The following is a 25,859-nucleotide window of genomic DNA, read 5'->3' as shown; positions in this document are numbered from 1 at the left end:
TTCTTTAATAATCATTTATAGTATGCCTATATTAACTCCAAGCAGTACCATTTTTGTTTGCGGGTACGCTCCGTTATCGATACCAATAGAGATATTCCTGTTGTCTGTAGTATTGGTGGGGCTACCATAAGAACTCACTTCAGGATCGAACCCTTTATATTTTGTAAATGTTATTAAATTATTGCAGGAGACATATATGCTGGCAGCCCTCAACCCTAATGATGAAAGCACTTTAGGCCCTACCCTGTACGAAAGTGTAATGGTCTTAAAGCGTAAATAAGACCCGTTCTCTAAAAACCGGGTAGAGGTAAGCGTATTAGCGGTACTTTGATTGATGCTTACGGCCGGAATGTCTGTTACGTCTCCCGGGTTCATCCACCGGTTTAAAATTGCCGAGCTCTGATTGATCGCATTACGCATAGACTCTAACTCTAACCGGCCGGCATTAAATATTTTATTTCCCTGGGAACCTTGCAGGAAGATGACCAGGTCAAAGTTTTTATAAGAAAACGTATTATTCAAACCATACAGAAAATCAGGCTGGGCGCTTCCTACCAATGCCCTGTCGCTTGGAGCGGGGTTTGATGTTGTTTGCCCATCTTTGGTATAGTAGAGCTGTAAACCGGTTTGAGGATCTACTCCCGCAGCCCTGTACATATAAAACTCACCCAAACCATACCCTGTCCTTAATGTAATGGCATTGTCTCTTTCATAAATACCGCCGAATACATTTAACGTATTTATTCCCAGGCCTATTTCGGTTACTTTGTTCCTGTTAAAAGATATATTAAAATCTGTATTCCATGTAAAATCTTTTCCAGCTATGTTTTTACTGGATAATAAAAACTCGGCTCCTGTATTTTGCATGGCACCGGCGTTCACAGGTACCACAGCTACTACCTGTGAAGAAACCGGAATATTTACCAGAATGTTTTTGGTCTTTTTAACATAAAAATCTCCGGTAAAACTCAACCGGTTATTAAAGAAGCCTGCATCTAATCCTATATTGGATTGGGTTGTGGTTTCCCATGTCAGATTTTGAGGAGCAATATTATTGATGGTCAGGCCTCCCGTTACCGGGTCAACAGTGGAAGTATTTAAATAGCTGTAACTCCCAATTCCTTCCTGGTTACCATTTTTACCCCAGCTAACCCGCAACTTCAAATCGCTGAATATTTTTGAATCTTTCATAAACGGCTCCTCTGAGATCCGCCATCCTGCTGAAAATGAAGGAAAGGTTGCCGTTCTGTAGCCTTTTGCAAATTTTGAGGATTGATCTGATCTGATATTTGCCTGAAACAGGTATTTCCCTTCATAATCGTACATGACCCTGCCCAGCATGGATATCAACCCCCACTCATCTATATTACGGACAGAAGGATTTTTAATAGAATCCATCTGGTATATGGCTTCCCAGGTATAATCATTATAATTGAGCGAAGGATCCAGAACCGAGCCGCTGCGAACAGAGTCCCGCTTGTACGATTTCTGTACTGTCCACCCGCCCAGTGCGCTGAAATGATGCTTGCTGTTCCAGGTTTTTGTAAAGTTCAGCGTTTCTTCATTTAACCAAACGGGATTTTTTGTTTTGGTCTGATTCGTCTGGCCTCTTGTTTGCCGGCCATATGTAGTAAGGAAGGGATCAAGAAAATGGTTATACTTCTGATCGAGGTAATCAATGGCAAACTTTGAATCAAAAGTGAGGTTTTTGCCAATTTTGATATTAATACCGAGATTTGATACCAGCCTGTTTGCATAGGTTCTATTGTATTGCCCTAAAATAGCGCCTAAGGGATTTTCCCAGTTATTGCCATATGGGTTAAAGCCGATCGTTCCATCCGGATTAAACTTGGGAATAATAGGCGGGGTTTCAAGTGCTGACAATACAACACCGCCTCTTGCCACGCTTTGATTATCGGTTACATCATTTGTATAATCATAGGTATAAATATTATTCCAGTTTATAGTGAGCCATTTCGTTGCAATGATATTAAAGTTGCCTCTTGCAGTGAACCTGTTGAACTTGGCAGGCTCAATAATACCCGTTTGATTTAAATAATTTAAAGAGACGAAGCTTTGTAACACTTTGCCACCTTTAGAATAGGTTAGCTGGTAATTTTCCTGATGCCCGTTCCCGATCACCTCTTTGGGCCAGTTAATATTAGTAGCATTTACAGCGGAGTCTGTAATAAGCCCCGGTGTCAGCTGATTGGCATATGCCTGGTATTGCCGGGCATTTAAAACAGAGAGCATTTTTGTTGGCCGGCTGATTCCGTAATATACATTTGCATCTAATTTTCCCTTTCCTGACCCTTTTTTTGTGGTAATAATTACCACGCCATTGGCGGCACGTGTACCATAAATAGCAGTGGATGCTGCATCTTTTAAAATAGAAATAGAGGCTATATCGGTTGCTGAAAACGAAGAAATATCTGTCATCGGAACTCCGTCTACAACATATAACGGATCGTTCCCGGCGCTTATGGATGAGGAGCCCCGCACCCGGATTGATAAACCGGCACCGGGCTTACCCGAGTTGGAAACAACGCTGACCCCCGAAGCCTTACCCTGTAAGGCCTCTGCGGCATTTACCAAAGGCCTGTCTTTAATATCTTTTTCAGAAATGACGGATACTGCGCCTGTCAGGTCTTTTTTTGTTTGTGTACCATAACCAATGACCACCACCTGGTCCATCTGTGTTACGGCTGCAACAAGCTGTACATCTACTATATTTTTGCCGGCAACAGGAACTTCCTGGGACTGATACCCAATGGCGCTGATCTGCAGCACCGCATTATTGCCAACCGTAAGCGTATATTCCCCGTTATTATTGGTTATTGTTCCGTTGCTGGTACCTTTTTCCTGTACAGATGCCCCGGAAACAGGATCGCCGGCCTGGGATGTAACCTTACCGGTTATCCTGATCTCAGCATTCTCCTCCGGGTCTTTTGAAACCACCGCAATAAGATTTTTACTGACCATTTTATAGGTAAGCCCGTTGGCATCCAGCAATTTATTAAGCGTGTTTTCCAAAGAGGCCTCCTCCGCCCTGAAATCAACCCTGTTCTTCAGCCCTTTTAACTCATAGTTATACAGGAACCGGTATTTTGAGCTTTTTTCAATTGCTTTCAATACGCTCTTCACTTCGGCATTTTTTACATTTACAGAAATGTTCTGGCCTGCTGCTGTACCGGCTTTTACCTGTATTGCGGTAAAGAAAATAAGTGCAATTGCCAGCTTCATGATAAGCAATGTTTTAACAAGCACCCTGTAAGAAGGCAAAAGCTCCTCAGGTACGTTTTTTTTCATACATTTACTTTTAGAGTTAAACAAATAGGAACCCGTTCTCTAACGGCGTTCCGTTTATCTTACAGCCGGTTAATGTTGCAGCATTTTCCGGCTTTTATTTACTTATTATTACATGTTTGTCTTTTATTTTATAATGAAAGGATGCGATCTGCTGTAACGCGCCAAGCGCCTGGTTAATGGTTTCATCTTCAAAGGCCCCGCTCAGGCGATAGCTGGCAACGCTGCTGTCTTCAAAAGAGATGGTTACATCAAACCAGCGCTCCATTTTCACGGCAAGATCTTTAAACCGGTCCCCGTCAAACAAAAGCTGGTTGTTGACCCAGGCAGTTTCTGCAAAAACAGAATCCGAATTTACCGGTAAGATCCTGGAAACCGTATAATCCGGTAAAGGACGGGTGACCGGTGCAGTGGATGCACTGCTTTCCGGTACAGGATCTTTTGTGCCGGGTTTGCGGAATACCAGCTTTTCTTTGGGATGCAGGATGACCTCTGAAGCATTCTGCTCTGTTTTGTTAATGACCCTTACCAACCCATGGATCAGGGTCGTTTCCACTGTGGCATCCTCTTTATACGATTTTACATTAAATGCCGTGCCCAGCACCCTGATGTCTATATCTGCCGTATGTACAATGAACGGTCTTGCCGGGTCTTTACGGACATCAAAAAAGGCCTCGCCATCCAGAAAAACTTCTCTTAAAGTGTCATTGAATTTTTTATTATACAGCAGCTTACTGGAAGCATTTAACCATACTTTTGAGCCATCCGGTAATACTATTTGTGACCGGGTACCGCCAGTAGTTGCTATTTCACTTTCTGTATTTTTAGTACGGTTAAACAGGAAGCCTTGCTTTCCTGCCAGGTAGAGCCCGCCTGTTGCAAGGATGATAAGGGTTGCTGCCACAGCAGACCATTTTATCCACGTTGCCGAATAGGATCTTTTCTTTTTTGAGACCACCCCTTCCTGTTCCGGCAATTCAGCGCTTTCTTTTTCTGCCTGGTTGAAAATATACCGGATATGCGCTTCCAGGTTCAGATCTGAAAAATCGGAACTGGTAGGATTGTACCAGAACAGCTCCATTGTATCGATCCAGTAATGATCTTCCGGGTGCTCCCTGATCCAGTCCTCGAGCTCCTTTAGTTCTTCATTACTGGCTTCCCCAGATAATTTTCTTGATAATAATATGGCCAACCGGTCCCTCACTCTATGGCTTTGCTAACCATAAAGACAGTCAGAATGAAATTACACCCTAAAAGAATTATTGTTTTTTTTGAAACCGCCCCGGAAAATAATCGAAATAATGCCTTACGCTTGCTCCGATCCTTTTAACAGCAATAACCATTTGTGCATCTACGGTATTTTCAGAAATATTCAGCACCCGGGCTACCTCCTTATATTTCAATCCATCTTCTCTTACCAGCTTAAAGATCATTTTACACCGGGTGGGTAATTCGTCCACCGCTTTTTTTATTTTCTCAAATATTTCCGCAGAAATAAGCTTTTGATCGGGCAGCTCGTCATGGGTTAGCTGTATATTGATAAAATCGAAAGGTTGGGTCTGGTTTTCATTTGCCTTACGTGCCAGATAATTCAATGAGGCGTTCTTTACCGCGGCATAAAGATAAATCGTAAGGTTTTGAACATCCGCAAGCGATCTTCTGTTTTTCCAAAGTTTGATAAATACCGTATCCAGCACTTCTGATGCAGCATCCCTGTTTCTTGTAATAGAATAGGAAAATGCAGTGAGGCGTTCCGCAAACAGATTGAACAGGTCCCTGAAGGCCCGCTGGTCATCCTTTGCAATCAGCAGTTTCCATTTTTCAATGGCCGATCCGTCCAGTTGTTTTTGCTCAAACATACAATCGCACACAAATATATATAGTAAAAGGGGAAGTAGAAAGCGAGTGCTCCGATACAGGTAATATCCTTTAGCCGGAACAGGTGCAATTTTCCCGGGTCCGCAAGCTGGATAAATACACAGCAATACAAGCTTTATTTCGATTACTATATTGACAGCCCGGGCCTGACATTTTTACCGGCCCGGTTAGCATGCTCCTATAAAAGTAGACCGAATGGGCATTGTATACCTTTTGTACTCCATTCCTGTTACTATTTGTAACGCATACAACAGACTGTTTTGACAAGTTCCCCGTTATTTTTGGTACCTGAAGTATCCTGCAAAAGGGCAGGCTGGTTTCCGGACACCATTTATTCTTTACAATTAAAATAGTTTTATGAAGAAAAGTTCCACTACCTATTGGTTGCTGTTCTTAATTACTTTTGCTTGTTTAAATTGTTCCAAAGAGCACCCGGCATCAGACAACGAGAAAGACTTTAATGGTTGCCTGGGTTATGCGGCCGGCTACAAAAATTCAGGTACTGTTGGCTCCCCGGGCACGTTCACCTTTAAGGAAGCGCAGAATAATAAATTTCTTGCCCAGGAGGTATCCATACAACGGAATTTCTGGAACCAGGTTCCGGCTACTGTTTCGCTGCTTTTTGAGCCTTCAGACGCTTACCGTAATGCTTATGCGCTTGCCAATGGCAATATTTATTTTGGATATTATTTATTCTACTATATGGTTAACCGGTTCAGCGTCATTTCTCCCAATGAAGTATCTCCTTTACCTGTTGACGGTGTGCTGGCTCATGAATGGGGGCATGAAGTTCAGTTCAGGCTGGGCTGGGCAAATTACGCCAACAATACGGAACGGGAACTGGAAGCTGATTTCTTCTCCGGGTATTACATGGGACTGGAAAAACAATGGTATTGGAAACAGATTCAGACCTATTATACGGCTATTTACAGTTCCGGTGATTATGCTTTTTCCTCCCCCAATCATCACGGTACTCCCGGCCAGCGGTTAAATGCAGCCTATACCGGATTGACCACCGCCGTTTATGAAATCAATAACAATGTCCATTACAGCTATAATCAATTGCATGACATTTTCAGGAAAAATTTAGAATATATATACAAACACACCTATAACACCACATCCCTGGCCAGAGATGATAACGGCGGTTTTAAAGAAGTCCGCTATTCCAGGCCCGTTACCAGAGAGCTTATTGACCGGTTAAAACCTACCCTGTAATTACAGCAACCCGGGTTACTTTAAGAAAATGAATTCAGCCTTATTATCTCTTACTGGCAGTTATTTTATGATAATATATCCAGAAAATTTATTGAAAGGCCATATAAAAAAATAATTTAATAAATATAAGAATAACCAAGCATTAAAACAGGTCAGGTAATATTATAAAAATGCTGCTGATAAAAATAGTCAACACGTTGTATTTACCGTTCCCAATGCACCGTTGCCGTTTTTACATCCCTTGAGTTGCCGCCGATCATTATTTCAAAATCCCCGGTTTCCCAATCATATTTCAGCCGGCTGTTGTAAAATTTCAGGTCCTCTGGTGTAATCCTGAACGTAATTGTTTTTGCTTCTCCTGCTTTGAGCAGCACCTTCTGAAATCCTTTTAATTCCTTTACGGGTCTTGAAATACTTCCCACTTTATCGCGAATATACAATTGCACCACTTCTGCACCATCGTATTTACCTTTATTGGTCAGTGTAACGCTTGCCTGCAGAGTTTGGTTGCCTTTGAGTGAAGTGCTGCTTAACTGAAGATCGCTATAATTGAAGGAGGTATAGCTTAATCCGTACCCAAAAGGATATAGCGGGTCATTGGATACATCCAGGTAATTGGAGCGGAATTTCTGGAACCATTTGCCCTCTCCCAGCGGACGCCCTGTATTCAGATGCGCGTAGTACAACGGAACCTGCCCAACATTCTGCGGGAAGGTCATGGTCAGTTTTCCTGAAGGGGTTACATCCCCAAACAAAACATCCGCAATGGCTGTTCCCGCTTCAGAGCCGCCGAACCATACATTCAAAATAGCCGGCACATTTTTATCTTCCCAGCCCAGTGTCAGCGGGCGCCCTGTAAATAAAACCAACACTACCGGTTTTCCTGTTTTTACCAGCGCGGCCAAAAGATCCTGCTGAATTTCCGGGATATTCAGATCGGACCGGCTGCTGCTTTCCCCGCTCATCTCTGCAGATTCTCCCATGGCTGCTATGATCACATCGGCATTGCCTGCAATTTGCAGCGCTTCGGCCTTCATTGCTTCCGGTGAGCGGCTGTCGCGGTTCAGCGTCTTGCCAAACAGTGTAGCCCTTTCTTCCATTGCCGGATCAGCATCCAGATTGCATCCTTTTGCATATAAGATCTCGCCCTTACTCCCCAGCACTTCTTTTAACCCGGCCAAAACGGAAACCGACCGGTCCTGTACCGTTGCCACGCTCCAGGTTCCGGCCATATTGTTGGCTGCATCGGCCAGGGGACCAATGAGCGCTATCCTGCCTGCTTTCTTTAAAGGTAATATCCCATCCCCTTCAGGGGCAGGAGTATTTTTTAACAGCACGAAACTTTCTGCTGCAACCTGCCGGGCTATTTTCCGGTGCTCCGGGGTAAAAATTTCTGTTTTGGCGCGCTCTTCATTACAATATTTATAAGGATCCGCAAATAAACCTAATTTATATTTTGCCTCCAGCACGCTTCTGCAGGCAGCTTCTATTTCAGCCAGTGTGATCTTTTTTTCGTCAAGGGATTTTTTCAATGTTTTCAGGAATCCTTCCCCCACCATATCCATATCCACACCTGCCTTTAATGCCAGTGCAGAAACCGCCTGCAGATCGCCCATTCCATGATCGATCATTTCATTGATACCCGTATAATCGCTTACTACAAAACCTTTAAAGCCCCATTGCTTCCGCAGCACATCTGTCAGCAACCAGCGGTTGCCGGTTGCGGGTATGCCATCCACCACATTGAAGGAAGCCATAACACTTCCTGCGCCGGCATCCACCGCTGCCTTGTAAGGAGGAAAATAATCGTTATACATCCGCAGGTGGCTCATGTCTACCGTGTTATAATCCCTGCCGGCTTCCGCAGCTCCGTATAACGCAAAATGCTTTACACAGGCCATGATATTGGTATTAGACGCATAATTTCCCTGGTAACCCGTTACCATAGCTTTGGCGATCTGTGCTCCCAGGTAGGGATCTTCCCCGTTGCCTTCTGAAACCCTTCCCCAGCGCGGATCACGGGTAAGATCCACCATCGGGCTGAAGGTCCAGCAAATACCATCGGCACTGGCTTCCGTAGCGGCAATGCGTGCCGATTGTTCTATAGATTGCATATTCCAGGTACAGGAAAGACCTAAAGGGATCGGGAAAGTAGTTTCATAACCATGGATTACATCCATACCAAACAGCAGCGGAATTTTCATACGGCTTTCTTCTACCGCCACTTTCTGGATGGCTTTTATTTTTGCGACCCCTTTTATATTAAAAAGGCCGCCCACTTTTCCTTCTTTCACATTTTTACCGATATCTGAATTGGTAGCGGTTCCTGTTGTAAACTCGCCTGCACTTGGCAAATTTAATTGCCCTATTTTTTCCTCCAGGGTCATCCTGCTCATTAAAGAGCTAACGAAACCCTTCATCTTTGCATCGCCGGGCTGTGCATAAACACTTACAACCGCTATGGCTATCACCAAAGGAACAAGCAGCAATCTTTTGTATCGCATGATTTTGATTTTTTATTTTACAGGGGATCGTTCATTAGAATACCGTTTTGCACATTTGCCTACTTTTTCAGATAGGGCTGAATAACCTGCTGCCAGATATGGTATCCCCCCGCGTTCATATGCAGGCTGTCGTTAACAAAAATACCCGGTACGGGAGCGCCATCGGGGCCCAGCATATGATCATATACGTCAATATAGCGGATCTTTTTTTCTTTCTGAATACATGCTTTTATAGCAGCATTGGCAGCTATAAACTTTGGTAAAAACCGTGCGCGGCTGGGGCTTGGCTTCATGGAAATATATGCCACCGGCACATTTTTGCTGTAATTACGGATAAGATCATATAATTGTTTAAAACGGCTGACAACAGTATCCGCCGGTGTCTGATCATTGGCCAGGTCATTTTCGCCGCAGTAAATTACAATTTGCCGGGGCTTATAAACAGGCACCAGGTCATTAAAATAATACAGCAGGTCTTTTAATGTAGACCCTCCGAAACCACGGTTAATAATGGTATAACCGGGAAAATAATCGCTTACATCCGTCCACTTGGTAAAGGAGGAGCTGCCTATGAACAGTATTGCATTTTTAGGAGGAGGATTTTGCCGGTCCAGTTCTTTAAAATGCTGGATATCTTTATAAAAAGGCGCTTCCTGTGCCAATAGTATGGTTACAGGAATAAAAAACAATAAAACAAACAGGTAGATTTTCTTCATATCCGATTTTAATTTTCAAATTAATTGACTAAGTCTCCATGATTTTTGCTCACAGGTTTCGCAGACCTGCACAGATCTAAAATATGCTGTGACAACCCATGCAATCTGTGTGCTGTTATAGCGAATTTACTCTACTTTAATGACTTTACTCCTTTCACTTACCCCGTTCTCATTTATTGCTTCTATGCAATAATAATAGGTTTTTTGCGCATCCATTGCTTTCATCCAGTATTCATTACTGGAATGCACCATAATGCAGTTGTACAGCTTATCCGGGGCAATACCATAATAAATATTGTACGCATAAGCATCATCAACCGGCCGCCATTTTATATAGGCGCTGCGCTTATCCTTTTCTGTACGCAATACGATAAAATCCTTTATGGCTCCGGGCTTTTCCCCGTTCCCATTGCCAAAAACGCGCAGGCCGCTGATGGCAAACTTACCGGTGGGCATATGGATGTTCTCCAGCTTTATAAAACGCGCCTGTACCGGTTTTTCAAGTTCTACATAATCATGGGGCACATCTGTTTTGTTGGCGCTTTTATTAACCAGCACGGTCCACTTTCTGCCATCCTTTGAATAGTACAGCATATACTGATGATACTGGTTGTTGATCTTTCCTAAGTGATAGGGAGCCACATCCTGGTCTGCATAATTGATCTGTACCGCGTTTATTGTTGACACAGTACCCAGATCCGACTGGATCCACTCTCCTTTCTTGCCGGTTTTTGCGCTCCAGTAGGTCTTTATCAGCTCATCCACCGCATTGTTGGGCGTATAATCGCCCAGGGTAGAAGAAACCTGTACCGGTTTGTTATAGTTCAGCAGCATCCATCCGGTAAAAAGGGAGCGCATGGTATCTCCCGTTTCACCATCCAGCGAGGAAGGCAGGTAAGTAGGGTAATCTCCGAACGATGTATTGCAGTACATCAGCCCGTCTTTATCAAACCCTGCCGGCCAGATACCGATACGGCGCTCAAAAGTATTTTTTACGGAAATGATGCCCGTAGAAACATGCCAGTAATTTTTAAAATTGTCCTGGAAGGTAGCGCCATGCCCCGCGCCTCTTATAAAGCCGCCCACCTTCATGCTATAAGGATCCGATTGTGGCGTAAAGGGCCCCAACGGTGTATCACCCACCACCACACCATCGGCATAACCGCTGAACTCAGTGCCTGGCGCGCCATATTGTAAATAATACTTTCCATTATGCCGGGTCATCCACGCACCTTCAATAAAAGGGTCTAAAAAGGTATTATCTGAATATTCTCCAAACCGCTGCCAGCCGTAGCGCCAGCTTTGCAGAAAATAGAGTTCCTTGCGTGTGCCAATGGGCTGAAAGGTTTTCCGGTTCAGCTCAATTCCATAAATGGGATACACATTACTGCTGCCGTTGTACATATAAACCCGTCCCCGTCCAGCCGAAGCATCCGGGCGGGCATCTTCATCCGTAAAAAATGCCGGGTCCCAGCCGCCAATTTCAAAGGAATCCACTAATGGTTTCCACTCATTGGCTTTGGGATTGGTGCTCATCCAGAGCGTAAAATTCCGGGTATAGGTAGAACCAAATACCAGCATCGTATCACCCACAACCCCTACTGCCGGGGCGCAGAGCTCATCATAGGTATTGGTGTTCCAGGGCCGCAGGAATTTTTTTGAAATAAACTTCCAGTTCAGCAGGTCACTGCTCCACCAATATCCCCACTGGTTGGTGCTGAACAAATAATAATCTCCCTTATAATTTACGATCACCGGATCTGCCGTTGCGCGGTGCCTTCCCCATTTGCTGAAATTGGGAATGGGTGTGTAGCCATAATCTATATTGATGGGATTGCAATAGGTGTGCCTCACCCCTTGCGCCTCTTCGGCCGGAGAGGGGTATTGAGCCGTAGCAACAATAGTAAGCATCAAAAGGCATAATAATGCTGTTAAACGGAGACTTAATAGATATCTTACAGCTGGTCTCCAAAAATTTAAACTAAGCCTGCTCATTTACAGATTTCCTTTTTTTAATTCCTGTACTGCATGATCAACTGCGCGCGCCGTAAAGGCCATATATAAAACAGAGGGGCTTTGATTGCCGGTGCTGGTCATACAGGCGCCGTCTGTTACAAAAACATTCTTACAATGATGCAATTGGTTCCATTCGTTCAGCAATGAAGTTTGGGGATCCCTGCCCATTCGTATACCCCCCATTTCATGGATGTCCAGCCCCGGCGGCTGTTTGCTGTCGTTTGTCTGGATATTGACGGCCCCCGCGGCTTCAAACATTTCTTTTCCCTGCTCTAAAAAATCATGGACCATCTTCTCGTCATTCTCATCATAGTCAACAGATGTAACCAGCAATGGCATGCCGTAAGCGTCTTTTTCAGTATCGCTCAGCCGCACATGATTGGTTTCCTTTGGAATGGTTTCTCCCTGCATATACATATACATACCCCAGCCACCCGGCTCTTCCAGGCTTTGCTTATAGGCGGCACCGACCCCTTCCGATGCTTCATAATATTTTGTTTTGCGATAGCCGCCGCTGAAAATAACATACCCGCCTTTAAAATCCGTCTCCAGGGTTTTCAGGTTCCGGTAATTGGGGATCACGCATTCTGTTATGCGGCGCACTTTGTAATACTGATCTTCCATACCCGGGAAATCGGCATTCATGCTGCCCCTGTAATTATGAAAACAAATGTATTTTCCCATAAGACCGTTATCATTGCCCAATCCATCGGGAAAGCGGTTGGACGTTGAATTCAGCAGGATAAGATTGCTGTTCAGCGCAGAGGCATTTACGAAGATGATCTCTGCAAAGAATTCAGTGGCCTGTTTGGTTCGGGCATCGATCACCCGTACGCCTACGGCTTTTTGTTTTTGTTCATCATAGATCACTGAATGCACTACTGAAAACGGGCGGATAGTGAGGTTGCCTGTTCTTTTTGCCCAGGGAAGCGTGGAGCTTACCGAGCTGAAGTATCCCCCAAAGGGACATCCGCGCATGCAACGGTCACGGTTCTGGCATTGTGTACGGCCCTGCTGTTTATAAATATCCTTCTCTTCTGTTATATGCGCCCATCTGCCGGGAATATAGTAGCGCCGGTATCTATCCCAGATGATTTTCTTAAAATGCTTTTCCACTGCATTGAATTCCATCGGTGGTAAAAACTCGCCATCGGGCATGGATTCTATATTTTCGGCTGAGCCGCAAACACCGATAAATTTTTCGGCATGGCTGTACCAGGGCGCGATATCGTTATAGCGGATCGGCCAGTCTACCGCATACCCGTATCGCAAGGGTGCGGAAAAATCCCAGTCGCTCCAGCGCTGGCAGCTCCTGCCCCAGGTCAATGATTTTCCGCCTACCTGGTAGCCCCGTATCCAGTCGAACGGTTTTTCCTGTATATAGGGATGCTCTTTATCCTGTATAAAAAAATGCTGCGTAGCTTCATCATAACCGGCAGCTTTTGAGATCAATGGATTTTGTTTTTTCCGGGCTTCCGTTATCTGTCCGCGATGCGGCAGTTCCCAGCGGTTGAGGTTCATAGTAGGATAATCCTTTAAATGCTCCACATTGCGGCCCCGCTCCAGCACCAGTGTTTTTAACCCTTTTTCACAAAGTTCTTTGGCTGCCCATCCGCCGCTGATGCCGCTGCCTATTACAATGGCATCGTAGGTATGGGTTTCTTTGCCTTCTGAATTGATCTGTAAAGTATCTGACATAATTCTGGAATTTGAAGTATTGTTTAACTTCCGGGTTCTTTAAAGATGGGTTATGTTCCGGATCTCAGCAGTTGCATCCTCATCTGTTATGATAACGCTATTTCCATGCCGGCGCAGCAGCGTTGCGGGAAATGCGGAAGATACTTCGTCCGTAAGCACCTTTTTTATAACACCGGACTTGTGCGCTCCACTGGCAATCAGCACCACTTTTTTTGCTTCCATTAAATAAGAAAGACCCAACGTGATTCCTTTATTTAGCACCCGGCCAACCTGGAAATATTTCTGACCTACCTCTTTTGTCACCGCATCCAGGCCGATCACATGCGACTTTAGCCCTGCATCCACGCCTGGTTCATTAAAACCGATATGCCCGTTCATGCCAACGCCCACCACCATCAGATCAATACCTCCTTTTTGGGCAATGACCGTATCCATTTTTATACACTCCTCCCGGAGATCACTGGCCAAACCATTAAAAAAATGGTATTGCTCTTTCTTTAAACCAAGCGGTTCAATCAGGCGTTCCCGGAAGTCATTGCTACAGGCTCCGGGTGTTGCAGGCGGTACGCCCACCCATTCATCTAACCCCACCAAAAACAGCCGGGAGCAATCTGTTGCTTCCTTTTTTACCTGTTCACAGAAAAGGGCACAGGCTAATCTGGGCGAGTCGCCGGAAGCCATGCAAAGCACCGCATCCGGTTTTTCAGCCAGAACAGTGCTCATGATATCAGCCACTACTGCGGATGCCCGGCCGTAATCTTTAAAAACCCGTAGTTCCATATTCCTGCTTTAGTTTCATTTTACTCTCCCTGTGTTCCGGAAGCAGCCGGCTCTCTTTTTTCAATGGAGCCGGTTTGTTTGTGCTTAACGATCAGCTTCTTTTCTCCTGAGGGTAACATTTCTTCTTTTATAAGGTAATAATTTTCATCATAACTCGGATAGGTTCTTTTTTGTATATCGTTTTTAGCACCGCGCCATCCCTCAATTTTTACGGGCTCCCATTGTTTTGATGCAGCCGACGCATAGGCCGCATCCAGGATGGCATTCACAATATACCCATCATAAAAGGTTTCTGCAGGCTGTTTTCCCTGGTCAATCGCTTCAAACATATCCGTAAACATATGGCTGTATCCCAGTTCATGCACTTCGTCTCCAACCGGAAAGAGCCAGCCGCGATTACTTTCGGCTTTTTCTGCAATATAATCACCGCCTTTTCCGGTTGTGAACAGTTCAAAGCCTGTTCTCAAAAAATTATTCAACCAGATCGTTCCTTCTGTTCCCATTACTTCATCGCGCAGGTCCATTCCGCCCCTGAAGCTCCAGCTCACTTCAAACTGGCCTATGGCACCGTTTGCATATTTTACCAGCCCGATGGCATTATCCTCCGCATCAATAGGGTGCACGCGGGTGTCTGCCCAGCACATCACCTCAACAGGCAGCACCTCTTTTCCGATAAAGTTCCGGCTGATCTCCACGCAATGGCAACCCAGGTCGATCATGCAGCCTCCGCCGGCTTTTTCTTTGCTCCAAAACCAGGCGCTGTGCGGGCCCGGGTGCGTTTCCCTGCTCTTTGCCCAAAGCACTTCCCCGATAGCGCCTCTTTTTACACTGGCCAGCGATTTTAAAAATTTGGGCGTATAACAAAGATCTTCCAGGTAGCCGCCAACAATACCGGCTTTTTCTACCGCCTGCAGCATCTGTAATGCCTCTGCAGCATTACGCCCTAAAGGTTTTGTGCACAAAACAGGCTTGCCGGCTTTTGCACAAGCTAGCACTGCCTCCAGGTGCAGATCATTGGGCAGGGCTACCACCACAACATCTACTTCCGGATGCGCAACAGCCTCGTTAAGATCTGTAGCCGTATAAGGTACTCTATATTGAGCGGCAAAAGCCTTTACTTTCTGAGCATCCCGTGCACAGATCATTGTGATCACATCCCTCCTTCTTTGGGCGGCAAGGGATTCTGCATAAAAACGGGCAATAAACCCCGAGCCAAGAATCGCTATTTTCATTTTTATTTTTTAATTGTTATTGTTGCGCTCTTTTTGTTGTACTCTTTTTGGACACAGCAAAGCCTAATTTTTGAAGCCCCTTCTGCACATCTTTATCCTGCATGAATAATTTCCAGAGCAAGCCCGTACGGTAGTTTTCGATCATTAAAATGACCGGCCCCTGGTTAATGGCAAGATACGAGGCTGCATACCAGTTACGGGTTTCGTTAAAACTTTCAGTAAAGCCATATTTTCCAAAAATTTTATCACCCAGCACTTCATAAAAATAGCGGAGCGCAGCCATAGATTCCTTTGGCAGATAAGGAATGCTGGAAATAGCTGCTGAGCAGCAGATCGTTCCGTTATCTTTTGTGGGTGAATGTTCCCTGTATCTCCTTTTATAATCGCAGGCAGACAATCCCCATGACCGCTTCCCATAATTCTTAAATTTTAAGGGATTGGCTACGCAATAGCGGTAATTGATCTTTGTCTGTGCCCGGTTCTGCTTTCCGTAATCGGCAAACCGGTCTTTCAGCCCATTAGGGTTTAGCCCTACAAAACTATACTGCGCAAAGAACAACGGGCCGCCAAAATCCGGGCCCAATGGCAGCAGTGTGTTATAAAACCGTTTGCCGTTTTTAAGCGCGCCATTTCTTGTCCAGCCCTTCTCATATACGTTTTTGTGAATGGAATACCTTGGGGCAGCTGCGGCCAGTATATACGTGATCAGCGCTTCATTATAGCCTTCTATTTTCAGGTTCATGGCCCATTTATGATCAGGGCTCCAGTGCCAGTACAGCACTTCCCGTTCCCGGGTAAACCAACTCCATTCTACATTTTCCCACAGTGTGGTGATCATTGTTCTTATTTTTTGTTCCCCGGGGGTTTCCCGCTTAAAATACTGCCGCACCGTAAGCAGCCCCTGAAATAAAAAGGCCGTTTCCACCAGGTCGGCCCCGTTATCCTTTTTTCCAAACGGGATCGTTCTTCCTGTGTTGCCGTCTAACCAATGAGAAAAAGCGCCATGATGTTTTTCCGCTGTTTTTAAAAAGGTGAGGATCTTTAATAAGCGTTTTATGGCCTGCCCTCTTGTGATCCAGCCCCGTTCAACGGCTACAATTATGGCCATTACTCCAAAACCCGTACCGCCGGTGGTAATAACATTGGTATAATGTTCATGATTCCGTTCCTTTGGCATGCCGCATTCCGGATGCGCAAAATCCCAGAAATAGGCAAAGGTCTGCCGCTGCACCAGTTCCAGCAATGCGGCATCGGATAACCTTCCTGCTTTTTCTTTTCCAGCTCCCCTCACCTGCTTACAATTGTATTATTTGAAATAAGCGCTTTCAAACCCTAATTTCTTTAATCCATACTGCACTTCCGGGCAACTCATAAACAAATTCCAAAGCAACCCGGTACGGTAATTTTCAATCATCACTACAACAGGCCCCTGGTCAATGGCCAGGTAATTTTTTGCATACCAGCCTTTTGTTTCATTAAAAGCATCTGTAAAGCCATATTCACCCCATATTTTGCTGCCCAGGTCTTTATAGAAATGCCGCAGCGCCTTCATGGATTGATCCGGCGTATAAGGAAAGGAAGATAATGCCGCTGTTGGTGAAATAGTACCATTGTCGTTGGCGGGCTGATGCGCATCATACCCGTTAGGATCATCACTGGCCGTTAAGCCCCAGCAATTTTCACCATATCCCTTAAATGCTTTTGGATTATCCACACAATAAGCATAATTGATCAGGGTATGATTCTGATTTTGTTGCCAGTAATCTGCATACTGATCTTTTAGCCCTTTTGGGCTTAAACCCAGGAAAGAATAATGCGAAAAGAAGAGCGGGCCGCCGTAATCAAATCCCAAAGGCAACAAATAGTTATAAAATTTTTTACCGTTCTTAAAAAAACTGCTTTGCGCCCAGCCGCGATCATACACGGTACGGGGAACAGGATAGCGCTGTCCGGAAGCCGCCAGCACATAGGTGATCAGGCATTCGTTAAACCCACGCAAGGGAAAGTTCATTGCCCAGCCATTATTAGGGCTCCAGTGCCAGTACAATACCTCTCTTCCATCCCGCGTAAACCAATCCCACTCCACATCGTTCCAGAGCCAGTTAATACGGTTACGCAGTTCCTGCTCTACCGGTACATCCCTGTCAAAATACTGGCGCACGCAAAGCAAGCCTTGCAGCAAAAAAGACGACTCCACTAGGTCGGCCCCGTCATCTTTCCGGCTGAAAGGAATGGTCTTTCCTGTTTCACCATTGTACCAATGCGAAAATACACCATGATAGGCATCTGCCTTTGCCAGCCATTTTACCATTTTCAGTAAAAACCGTGCGGCAGTATCCCGCCCGATCCATCCGCGGTTTACACCAACAAGGATGGCCATTGCTCCAAAACCTGTACCACCCGTGGTAACCACTTCCTGCCCATAGTCGAACGACCGGTTGCTTCTTTCCCGAGCCATACCACTTACCGGGTGTGCAAAATCCCAGAAATAACGGAGGGTCTGTTGCTGTACCAGGTTGACCAGGGCAGAGTCGGAGATGTTTTTATCGATCTTTGAACTAACAGGGATACCATAACTCTTTTTTATTACTTTCTGGGCTGTACTGGTATAAGTGGCCAATAAAAGGCTGACAATGATTAAACTGCGGGCATTCATTTTTACGTTTTTTAGAGTAAAAAATTGTACTTATTTTTGTACAAAATATTGTACCATGTTAGTAGCAAACGTTTCTCAATTTAGGAAAAATCTGAAATCATATATTGACAGCGTACATGATAATAATGACATATTGATTATAACGGGTAATGGCAAAACGGTAGTAATGATATCGCTGGATGATTTTAACAGCTATGATGAAACAGAATATCTTACCAGCACTGAAGCCAATAAAGCTATGATGTATAAGGCGAAGGCAGAAATTGAGAATAGTGAAACTGTTTCGATGCCCATAAAAGATGTAAAAAAAATGATTAATGATTAGTTTTTCTTTAACCGCGATTGAACACCTGCGCTACTGGATTTCTGAAAACCGGAAAATAGCCGTCCGGATCTTAGATATCATTGAAGACATTAAAAGACATCATTTTACCGGCATCGGCAAACCTGAACCATTAAAAGGCGATTTTAAGGGGTATTGGAGCAGACGTATCACAGAAGAGCACCGTTTAATTTATAAAGTAAACGATGGTCATATTATTGTTCACTCCTGCCATTTTCATTATTAATAAATTCTTTCCAAAGAACTCCTGCGTCTCCCTTTCCCCACGAGGCTTTCAAAAACCCGAAAAGCCCAGTTTACCCAGCCCATTTTGCACTTCCGGACAACTCATAAATAAATTCCATAACAGCTTTGTCCTGTAATTTTCAATCATAACAATAATGGGCCCCTGGTCAATGGCAAGATACGAATCAGCAAACCAGGCACCATTATTTTTTATCACATCCAGTGAGAACGCATCCGTAAAGCCATATTCTTTAAAGAGCCGGTCTCCTAATACATAATAATAGAATTTCAGCGCCGCCATGGATTGCGCAGGGGCGTATGCAATGGAGGAGATGGCTGCGGTTGGCGCAATAAATCCCTGGTCATTGGTGGGCGAGCTGGCCGTATAACCGCCTTTTATATCACTTGCCGTAAGCCCCCATACGGAATCGCTGTAACCAAAATAATTTTTGGGGTTGGTACGGCAATAGGTATAATTAATGAGCGTATGGTTTTTTGTCTGCAATTGATAATCGGCATACCTATCGCTTAGCTTCACAGGGTTGATGCCCATAAACGAATACTGCTCAAAAAACAGGGGGCCGCCAAAATCCGTCCCTAATGGCAACCGGTATCCAAAATAATCGTTCCCGTTCTTAATAGCACCGTCACCGGCCCAGCCTTTATCATACACGTCTTTGGTGATGGCATGCGTTGAAGAAGAAGCTGCAAGCACATAGGTGATCAGGCACTCATTCCATCCCCGGATCTTCTGATTGATGGCCCAGTTAGCCGTGGGACTCCAGTGCCAGTACAGGACATCCTGATTATTTTGACGGAACCAGTTCCATTCAACACCGTTCCATAAACTGTTAATATCATTCCTTAATGCAGTTTCTGAAGCACCGGTTCCTGTAAAGTACTGGCGTGCCGTCAGCAGTCCCATCATTAAATAAGAGGTTTCTACCAGGTCTGCCCCATTGTCGTCGGTGCTGAAAGGGATCACGGCACCGGTACTTCCGTTCATCCAGTGCGGAAAAGCCCCGTGAAATTCAGACGCTTTATTTTTTAAGAAAGCAACGATTGTTTGCAGGCGTGCCAGTCCCTGTGCCTTTGTAATAAATCCTCTTTCAATGCCAACAATTAAGGCCATGATGCCAAAACCAGAACCGCCGGTTGTTACGATTTCCGGTGTAGCATTACTTCGTTCCCTTGCAAGGCCGGAAACGGGGTGGGCGTAATCCCAGAAATACTTGAAGGTTCTTTTTTGAACCGTATCCAGCAGCGCACTGTCTGTAATGAGCGGGAACTTGCGGGAAGAGTCAATGGAAGTAGCAAAAATAAAGTCTTTTTCACTATCAAAATTAACCTGCTCTGTAGATTGCACACTGCTACTGATTGAAACAGTATAGCGATTTAAAAATGTTAACGGATTTGTCTTTATGGAAATAATGCTGTCGCCGTTCTCAAAGTTAAAAGAAACCGGGACCAGCTTCCCTTGCTGATCCTTTATCGTTATATTTCCATTCACAGAGGTTCTGCTTATTGCCCCCGAAAACTTCAGTATGATGTAAGACCTGATATTTACGTCATAATACCCTGATGCCAAAACTTTCCCATTCATTACTATATTTTCAATTGCCAGGGATTTAGCTGGCTGAGGCTTATCACCATTCTGATCATTTTTCTTACAACTCCCAAACTGGATTATCACAAAAAATAACCAAAGAAAAAATGATTTTTTAAAGAATTGAAGAGACACTCTTTTGTTACTTATTAATTCAATTAAGAGGAATAGCTGTTTTAGGCAACTATAACTATTAGAACCAGCCTATCTACCCTGCTGCTCTAATTTATATAAAGCAGAAACTTCTAAACCAGAAAGTGCTTTATTATATATTCTGAATTCGTCAATTTGTCCGGTAAAATTATTGGCCCAGCTTTGAGGCCCTGCGCCAGTTGTAAGACTGGGATTTGTCTGGAACTGAAATGCACCAAACGCAATCTTTGTTGCATTAATAAAATTGAGCTCCCCGTAAGGTTTTACCGGTTGAACACTGGGATCGCTTCCATTAAGTTTTGGGCCAAGAGTATTTGCCGGGTTTCCTGCTGAATTTACACCTAATGCAGCCCCATTCTGGAAAATATTAAATATTGATGTAGCAGCATCGTAAGTAATAGTAATCTGACGCCATGAACCAAATCCGGTACGGGTATCCGTAAATTGCCCGGACCATGGAACAGCATTATTGAAGAGGTGTACTTTAAACACTGCATTACTTCCCGTTCCGCCATTATCCTGATATATATCAAGATTTCCCCAAAAATCATCTGTTTTTGCCAGAGTAAAGATCCCTATAGCCCCTGTATTTAAAGGTGAATTAATCCAGAAAGAGATAGTAAAGCTTTTTAATTGTTGTATTGAATTATCCGGATCAAAAGTGGCATATGCAGTTGTGCTTCCTTGAAATGCCTCGCCTTTTTTGCCATCCGTAAATGTAGCGCCGAAATTTGTGGCGCTTTTGCCCGAAATACTATCAATAAGGCTTCCATTAAAGGCCCAGTATGCCACCAGATTCTCTTTGGCAATTTGGCTGGAGTTTGTATATCCTCCGGGAACCGGAGGGGGATCTCCTTCAGGGAAATTATCGTCATAGTTGACTTTAGTGCATGAAGCGAGCGTTGTTCCAGTAAGTAACAAAGCACTGTATATATACAAGATAGTTTTTGTTTTCATCTCAGACATTTTAGTGTTAATAATTGGGATTCTGTGTAAGCCGTTTTCCGCTAAGGTCAATCTGGGCCTGGGGTATTGGGAAAACCTCATTTTTCCCATCAACAAAATTTTTACCCTGGGCTCTAAGCACACTTCCGGCTATACCCTCTCTGACTATATCAAAAAAACGATCAGATTCCATGGCCAACTCTATCCTTCTTTCCTTCCAGATATTTGCTTCAGTGGCTGGAACAACGGTTAATCCCGCCCTGCTTCTCACTCTGTCCAATGGAGTTTGGGCATCTTTACCCAAATGAATGGCGGCTTCTGCATTCATCAGCAAAACTTCTGCAAATCTGATCACCCGTATATTTTTAGGCTTATTATCTTTATCGTTCACACTACCGCTACAGGGCAGTGTTTCCTTAAAAGGGCTATGGTAACCTTTGTAGTTATATCGTGAATTTTCTACCGACGGTTGCGAAGGGATCTGAAAGCCATCCCACAAAGTTGTAGTACTGGTAGGGCTTATAAAAATAATTGTACCTGCTCTTCGTTTATCACCGTCTTCATAAGCGTTCGCTAAATCTTCAGAAGGAGTGTTCATCCCAAATCCTAAATCGCCGCTGTATACTTTCCCATCAATAATATTATTAGGCCAGCCTGATTTGGCTCTAGGGCCCTGGAAATTACTGAAGTTCGGACTAATCCCATCACAGGAACCGGTAGTGGATTTGCTGGGGCCGGTTTGTACTTCAAATATAGATTCTATATTATTAGCACCCACTTCTCTAAACATATTTGTATAATCCGTTGCAAGATCATACTTACCTGATGTCATTACAGCCAATGACAAATCATACGTTTTTTGCCAGTCTTTCAAATACAAATACACTTTTGCCAATAACGCCTGTGCAGCACCTTTGTTAGCCCGGCCTACCTGAGTTCCAGTTTCTCCTTTTTCAGGAAGGTCAGTAACTGCTTCTTGCAGATCAGCAGTAATTAAATCATAAATCTCTTCTTTGCTCGCCCGTGTCTGATATTCATCATTATTCGCTTCTTCAGGTTTTGGAACAACAATCAGTTTAGGAACTCCACCAAATGCCCTGACCAGGTTAAAATAAAACAGTCCTCTTAAAAATTTAGCTTCTCCTGTTAAACGCTTCTTTATGGATTCATCAATGCTTGATGCATCCAAAATAGCAAGCGCTTTATTAGCACGGCTGATGGCTCCATAATATCCGGTCCAGATATTGTTGAAAATTGTGGTATTTGCATCAAAGGTAAAATTATCAACATCGCTGACATTGAATCCATTATCACTGGGAGTGCTCCCTTTGTCCGCATCATCAGATGCAATACTGCCAAGCACAATCCAGTTTACTCCCAATGTGCTTTGAGAATATAAAGAATTGTAAATGCCTCCAACAAGTTTGTCAGCAGCATCAGGATCTATAAGTGCCTGTTCTTCTGTTAACTGGCCTTGAGGCGGAACATTCAGAAAGTCCCTGTTACAACTCAGGCTAATAAAAAGAATTGTAATAAACCCTGGCAGAATATAATTATATCTTTTTTTCATATAATATTTTTTTAGCTATGATTTAAAATCCAAGATTTAAACCGAATGCAAAGGTTCTTGTAGTTGGGTAAGTATTAATCTCAATTCCCGCATTTAAAGGAGTATCATATGGTGCTGTACCAATAATTTCAGGAGTAAACCCACTATAATGGGTAAAAGTGAAGAGATTTTGTCCTGTAAAATATACTCTCAGCGTATTTATTTTATAGCGGGATAAGAGCTTTTCGGGCAATTTATATCCTATTGTAAGATTATTGATTCTAAAGAAATTTCCATTCTCCAGAAAATAAGTTGATGGAGTCATAAGACCAAGTGTAGCTCTGGGAATGGTATTACTTGGATTATTGGGAGTCCATCGTCCAACAGCTACAGCAGCTTCTATATTATCCCTGGAATCAGTTCCTCTAAGGGCCTTTTTCCCATTGTATATTTTACTGCCGGATGTTCCGTAACTGGTAAAGCTAAAATCCCAATTTTTATACCCTATGCTGCCGTTAACTCCATAAGTTAATTTAGGCAAGTAGGCACCGCTAAAAACCCTGTCATTATTATCAATTTTTTTATCGCCATTTATATCCTTATACTTTATATCTCCGGGAACAGCATTCGGTTGTGCTGAAGCAGCAATTTCAGCTTCTGTTTGAAAAATTCCATCCATCTGTAAAAGATAAAAGCTGCCAATCGCATGCCCGTTATCGGATAATGTAGTAAAACCATTTACATTTCCATCAAATAGCGCCTGGCCTCCGTTTAAATTTAAAATCTGATTCTTATTTGCTGCTATATTACCACCTATAGAATAAGTCCATTCATCGCTAAAATGATCATTCCAGTTTAAGTTCAGCTCAAAGCCTTTATTCTCAAAAGTAGCTGCATTTGTTATATACCTATTGTCCGCATCTCCTAAAATTCCCGGCAGATTTACATAAGTTAAAGCGTCTTTTGTACGTTTATTATAGTAGTCAATCTCTACATTTAACCTGCGTTTCAGAGTTGTAAATTCTATGCCAAGATCTGTTTCTTCAGTAATTTCCCATCGAATATTTTTATCAGTTATGTTATCAAAAGTTATTACACTGTATCTTGAGCCGTCAAAATAATACGGTCTAGTTATATTTGCAATAGAGTAATAAAGTCCTGTAGGTATATTATCATTGCCTACTTTACCCCAGCTGGCTCTGAGTTTGATGTCTTTAAAAATATCCTGATTTTTCATAAAATTCTCATTGCCGATATTCCATGCTGCTCCAACAGAAGGAAAGTAGCCCCATCTGTTACTGGAACTAAACCTTGATGTTCCATCTGCCCTGAAAGAAGCAGTCAGGAGGTAGCGATTATCATAGTTGTAATTTAGCCTTGACAAATAAGAATTTCTGGTCCATTTATCTCCTGTATTATCAATCGTTTGTGTTCCGGACGCTCCGGCATTTAAATACCATTGATCTTTATTCACCGGAACATCCAAGGCTGTTCCATTAGAGTTATTGGCTTTATATTGTTCCGCCGTTGTTCCTACAAGAAATGTAAAATGATGCTTATCAAATTGTTTAGAGAAGGTTGCTGTATTATCCCAAACATAGCGTGTTATATCGTTTTTAACAAGGGTAAGCTGGCTTCTTGCCCTTTGCTGATTGCCTCCGGGGGTAATAAAAGTGCTTTCATCACTGAGAAATGCATAATCATACGTGGTATTTTTTAGATAACTCATGTCAATCCCTATACTTGATTTTAACGTCAGCCATGTAACTGGTTTGTACTCGAGATAACCCGTTCCCTGTAACCTGTTAGTCAAAAACCGGGCATCTGTTTTGTCAATACTTACAAGCGGGTTTGAAACATTTCCAACAAGTGATGTATTTCCATATTTATCTCCGATTTTTGCAGGTATAATTGGCGCTGCTCTATAAGCGCTGCTAAATGCTCCTGCGTTTACGCCCTTATCATCGGAAAATGCGTATGAAATTAAAGTTCCCAGTTTTAGCTTCTTTGAAAGATTATATTCATTGTTTGAACGCAGAGTAAACCTGCTGAAATTATTGCCTACCTGAATACCCTCATCGGTCAGGTATCCTGCACTTAAAAAATACGTGACACTTTCATTGCCGCCAGATATTGATAGATTATGATTTTGCTGGAAGCCTTTCCTTAGAATAGCATCATACCAATCTGTATTATATCCCTGAAGAGCCGAGGCTTTCACAAGACTATCCCCGCTCCCATAATAAATATTTCCTTCATTAAGATACCCTGCATACTGTTTTTCACCGGCCATATTCACCAGTTTTGTCGCTTCTCTTAAACCAACATTTGCATCATAAGCAAACTTCATTTTTCCGGAACGGCCTTTTTTTGTTGTAATAAGAACTACCCCATTAGCTGCCCGCATACCATATATGGCTGTCGCACTCGCATCTTTTAAAATATCCAAAGTCACGATGTCATTTGAATTAATATTTCTTATATCTGTAGTAATTACACCATCAACAACATATAAAGGCTCAATTCCTGCTAATGTAGAACCAGCGCCTCTAATCCTTATTAAAGGAGTTGCATTTGGCTGACCAGAGCTTATAACCTGAACCCCGGATACTTTACCCTGGAGCGCCTGTGTAGGAGTTTGAACAGGCTGTTTGGCTAAGTCAGAACCCTTAACGGATGCTACAGATCCTGTTAAATCCCTCTTCCGGGCTGTTCCATACCCGATCACCACCACCTGGTCCATTACCTGTTGCGATCCTTTCATGGAAACTGTAATACTCGTACTCCCGTTTAAAGGATATTCCTGCGCATCATATCCTACAATTGAAAAGACCAGGATGCTGTTGGGGTCCGGAACGGAAAGCGTAAAGGCGCCTTCGGCATTGGTAGTGGTGCCTATGGTAGTACCTTTTACCTGTACGGAAACGCCTGATAAAGGTGCTCCCGAGCTATCCGTAACCTTGCCGGTTACGGTAATGTCTTTCCTGCCCAGCGGATCTTCCTTCAGTACAATAAGGTTGTTCTCCATTTTCTG

At 43.6% G+C, this 25,859-nt stretch carries 18 protein-coding genes; 3 read left to right on the top strand and 15 right to left on the bottom strand.

From position 1 onward, the window contains the following. Positions 1-15 precede the first annotated feature (15 nt). From A8C56_RS22715 to A8C56_RS22705, 3 genes are all read right to left on the bottom strand, one after another. On the bottom strand, positions 16-3,309 hold the full coding sequence (locus tag A8C56_RS22715; protein ID WP_084490359.1) for a SusC/RagA family TonB-linked outer membrane protein: 3,294 nt from the start codon (positions 3,307-3,309) through the stop codon (positions 16-18). A gap of 94 nt (positions 3,310-3,403) precedes the next feature. Next, positions 3,404-4,510: a FecR family protein gene (locus tag A8C56_RS22710; protein ID WP_067760958.1), complete on the bottom strand. Its 1,107-nt coding sequence runs from the start codon at positions 4,508-4,510 to the stop codon at positions 3,404-3,406. A 55-nt stretch (positions 4,511-4,565) separates the two neighbouring features. After that, the gene (locus tag A8C56_RS22705) at positions 4,566-5,165 is read right to left on the bottom strand and encodes an RNA polymerase sigma-70 factor (protein WP_084490358.1); all 600 of its coding nucleotides are present in this window, start codon (positions 5,163-5,165) and stop codon (positions 4,566-4,568) included. Positions 5,166-5,541: 376 nt separating this feature from the next. On the opposite strand from A8C56_RS22705, the gene A8C56_RS22700 reads away from it, so the two are divergent. Beyond that, entirely contained in the window at positions 5,542-6,402 is an 861-nt protein-coding gene (locus A8C56_RS22700; protein ID WP_067760956.1) for a hypothetical protein, read from the top strand. A 203-nt stretch (positions 6,403-6,605) separates the two neighbouring features. On the opposite strand, the gene bglX is transcribed toward A8C56_RS22700, so the two are convergent. The 8 genes from bglX to A8C56_RS22660 all read right to left on the bottom strand — a co-directional run bounded on the left by bglX (position 6,606) and on the right by A8C56_RS22660 (position 18,004). Then, complete coding sequence (bglX, locus tag A8C56_RS22695; protein ID WP_067760954.1) at positions 6,606-8,906, bottom strand: beta-glucosidase BglX; 2,301 nt, start codon at positions 8,904-8,906, stop codon at positions 6,606-6,608. A gap of 59 nt (positions 8,907-8,965) precedes the next feature. Beyond that, positions 8,966-9,622 (bottom strand): GDSL-type esterase/lipase family protein, encoded by a 657-nt coding sequence (locus A8C56_RS22690; RefSeq protein ID WP_067760952.1) that lies wholly within the window; start codon positions 9,620-9,622, stop codon positions 8,966-8,968. Positions 9,623-9,748: 126 nt separating this feature from the next. Beyond that, entirely contained in the window at positions 9,749-11,533 is a 1,785-nt protein-coding gene (locus A8C56_RS22685) for a discoidin domain-containing protein (protein WP_067760950.1), read from the bottom strand. 84 nt (positions 11,534-11,617) lie between these two features. Then, the gene (locus A8C56_RS22680) at positions 11,618-13,336 is read right to left on the bottom strand and encodes a GMC oxidoreductase (protein WP_067760948.1); all 1,719 of its coding nucleotides are present in this window, start codon (positions 13,334-13,336) and stop codon (positions 11,618-11,620) included. A 39-nt stretch (positions 13,337-13,375) separates the two neighbouring features. Continuing rightward, positions 13,376-14,116: a 6-phosphogluconolactonase gene (locus tag A8C56_RS22675; protein WP_067760946.1), complete on the bottom strand. Its 741-nt coding sequence runs from the start codon at positions 14,114-14,116 to the stop codon at positions 13,376-13,378. A gap of 20 nt (positions 14,117-14,136) precedes the next feature. Beyond that, positions 14,137-15,348, bottom strand: coding sequence for a Gfo/Idh/MocA family protein (locus A8C56_RS22670; protein WP_067760944.1), 1,212 nt, complete (start codon positions 15,346-15,348; stop codon positions 14,137-14,139). 16 nt (positions 15,349-15,364) lie between these two features. After that, the gene (locus A8C56_RS22665; RefSeq protein ID WP_067760942.1) at positions 15,365-16,639 is read right to left on the bottom strand and encodes a glucoamylase family protein; all 1,275 of its coding nucleotides are present in this window, start codon (positions 16,637-16,639) and stop codon (positions 15,365-15,367) included. Between the two features lie 15 nt (positions 16,640-16,654). Beyond that, positions 16,655-18,004 carry a glucoamylase family protein gene (locus A8C56_RS22660; protein WP_067760940.1) on the bottom strand — a complete coding sequence of 450 codons (1,350 nt, stop codon included), beginning with the start codon at positions 18,002-18,004 and terminating at the stop codon, positions 16,655-16,657. Between the two features lie 55 nt (positions 18,005-18,059). Here A8C56_RS22660 and A8C56_RS22655 point away from each other — a divergent pair, with 55 nt between their 5' ends. Together A8C56_RS22655 and A8C56_RS22650 are read left to right on the top strand one after the other, a co-directional pair. Further along, a complete protein-coding gene (locus A8C56_RS22655) occupies positions 18,060-18,329 on the top strand; it encodes a type II toxin-antitoxin system Phd/YefM family antitoxin (RefSeq protein WP_067762464.1) in 270 nt (89 codons plus the stop codon). Next, positions 18,322-18,573 (top strand): Txe/YoeB family addiction module toxin, encoded by a 252-nt coding sequence (locus A8C56_RS22650; RefSeq protein ID WP_067760938.1) that lies wholly within the window; start codon positions 18,322-18,324, stop codon positions 18,571-18,573. Before A8C56_RS22655 ends, A8C56_RS22650 begins: the two co-directional genes overlap by 8 nt. Before the next feature lie 48 nt (positions 18,574-18,621). Here the strand turns inward: A8C56_RS22650 and A8C56_RS22645 are convergent, their stop codons facing one another. The 4 genes from A8C56_RS22645 to A8C56_RS22630 form a co-directional block, all read right to left on the bottom strand. Beyond that, positions 18,622-20,175, bottom strand: coding sequence for a glucoamylase family protein (locus A8C56_RS22645; protein ID WP_084490476.1), 1,554 nt, complete (start codon positions 20,173-20,175; stop codon positions 18,622-18,624). 207 nt (positions 20,176-20,382) lie between these two features. Beyond that, positions 20,383-21,288 (bottom strand): LamG-like jellyroll fold domain-containing protein, encoded by a 906-nt coding sequence (locus A8C56_RS22640; protein ID WP_169818826.1) that lies wholly within the window; start codon positions 21,286-21,288, stop codon positions 20,383-20,385. A gap of 16 nt (positions 21,289-21,304) precedes the next feature. Next, complete coding sequence (locus A8C56_RS22635; protein WP_067760933.1) at positions 21,305-22,846, bottom strand: RagB/SusD family nutrient uptake outer membrane protein; 1,542 nt, start codon at positions 22,844-22,846, stop codon at positions 21,305-21,307. Between the two features lie 22 nt (positions 22,847-22,868). After that, positions 22,869-25,853, bottom strand: coding sequence for a SusC/RagA family TonB-linked outer membrane protein (locus tag A8C56_RS22630; RefSeq protein ID WP_245645926.1), 2,985 nt, complete (start codon positions 25,851-25,853; stop codon positions 22,869-22,871). Between the last annotated feature and the right edge of the window lie 6 nt (positions 25,854-25,859).

It is taken from the genome of Niabella ginsenosidivorans, from assembly GCF_001654455.1.
Taxonomy (GTDB): Bacteria; Bacteroidota; Bacteroidia; order Chitinophagales; family Chitinophagaceae; genus Niabella; species Niabella ginsenosidivorans.
The sequence above is the reverse complement of the archived record's forward strand: the minus strand, read 5'-3'. Positions and strand labels throughout refer to the sequence as shown.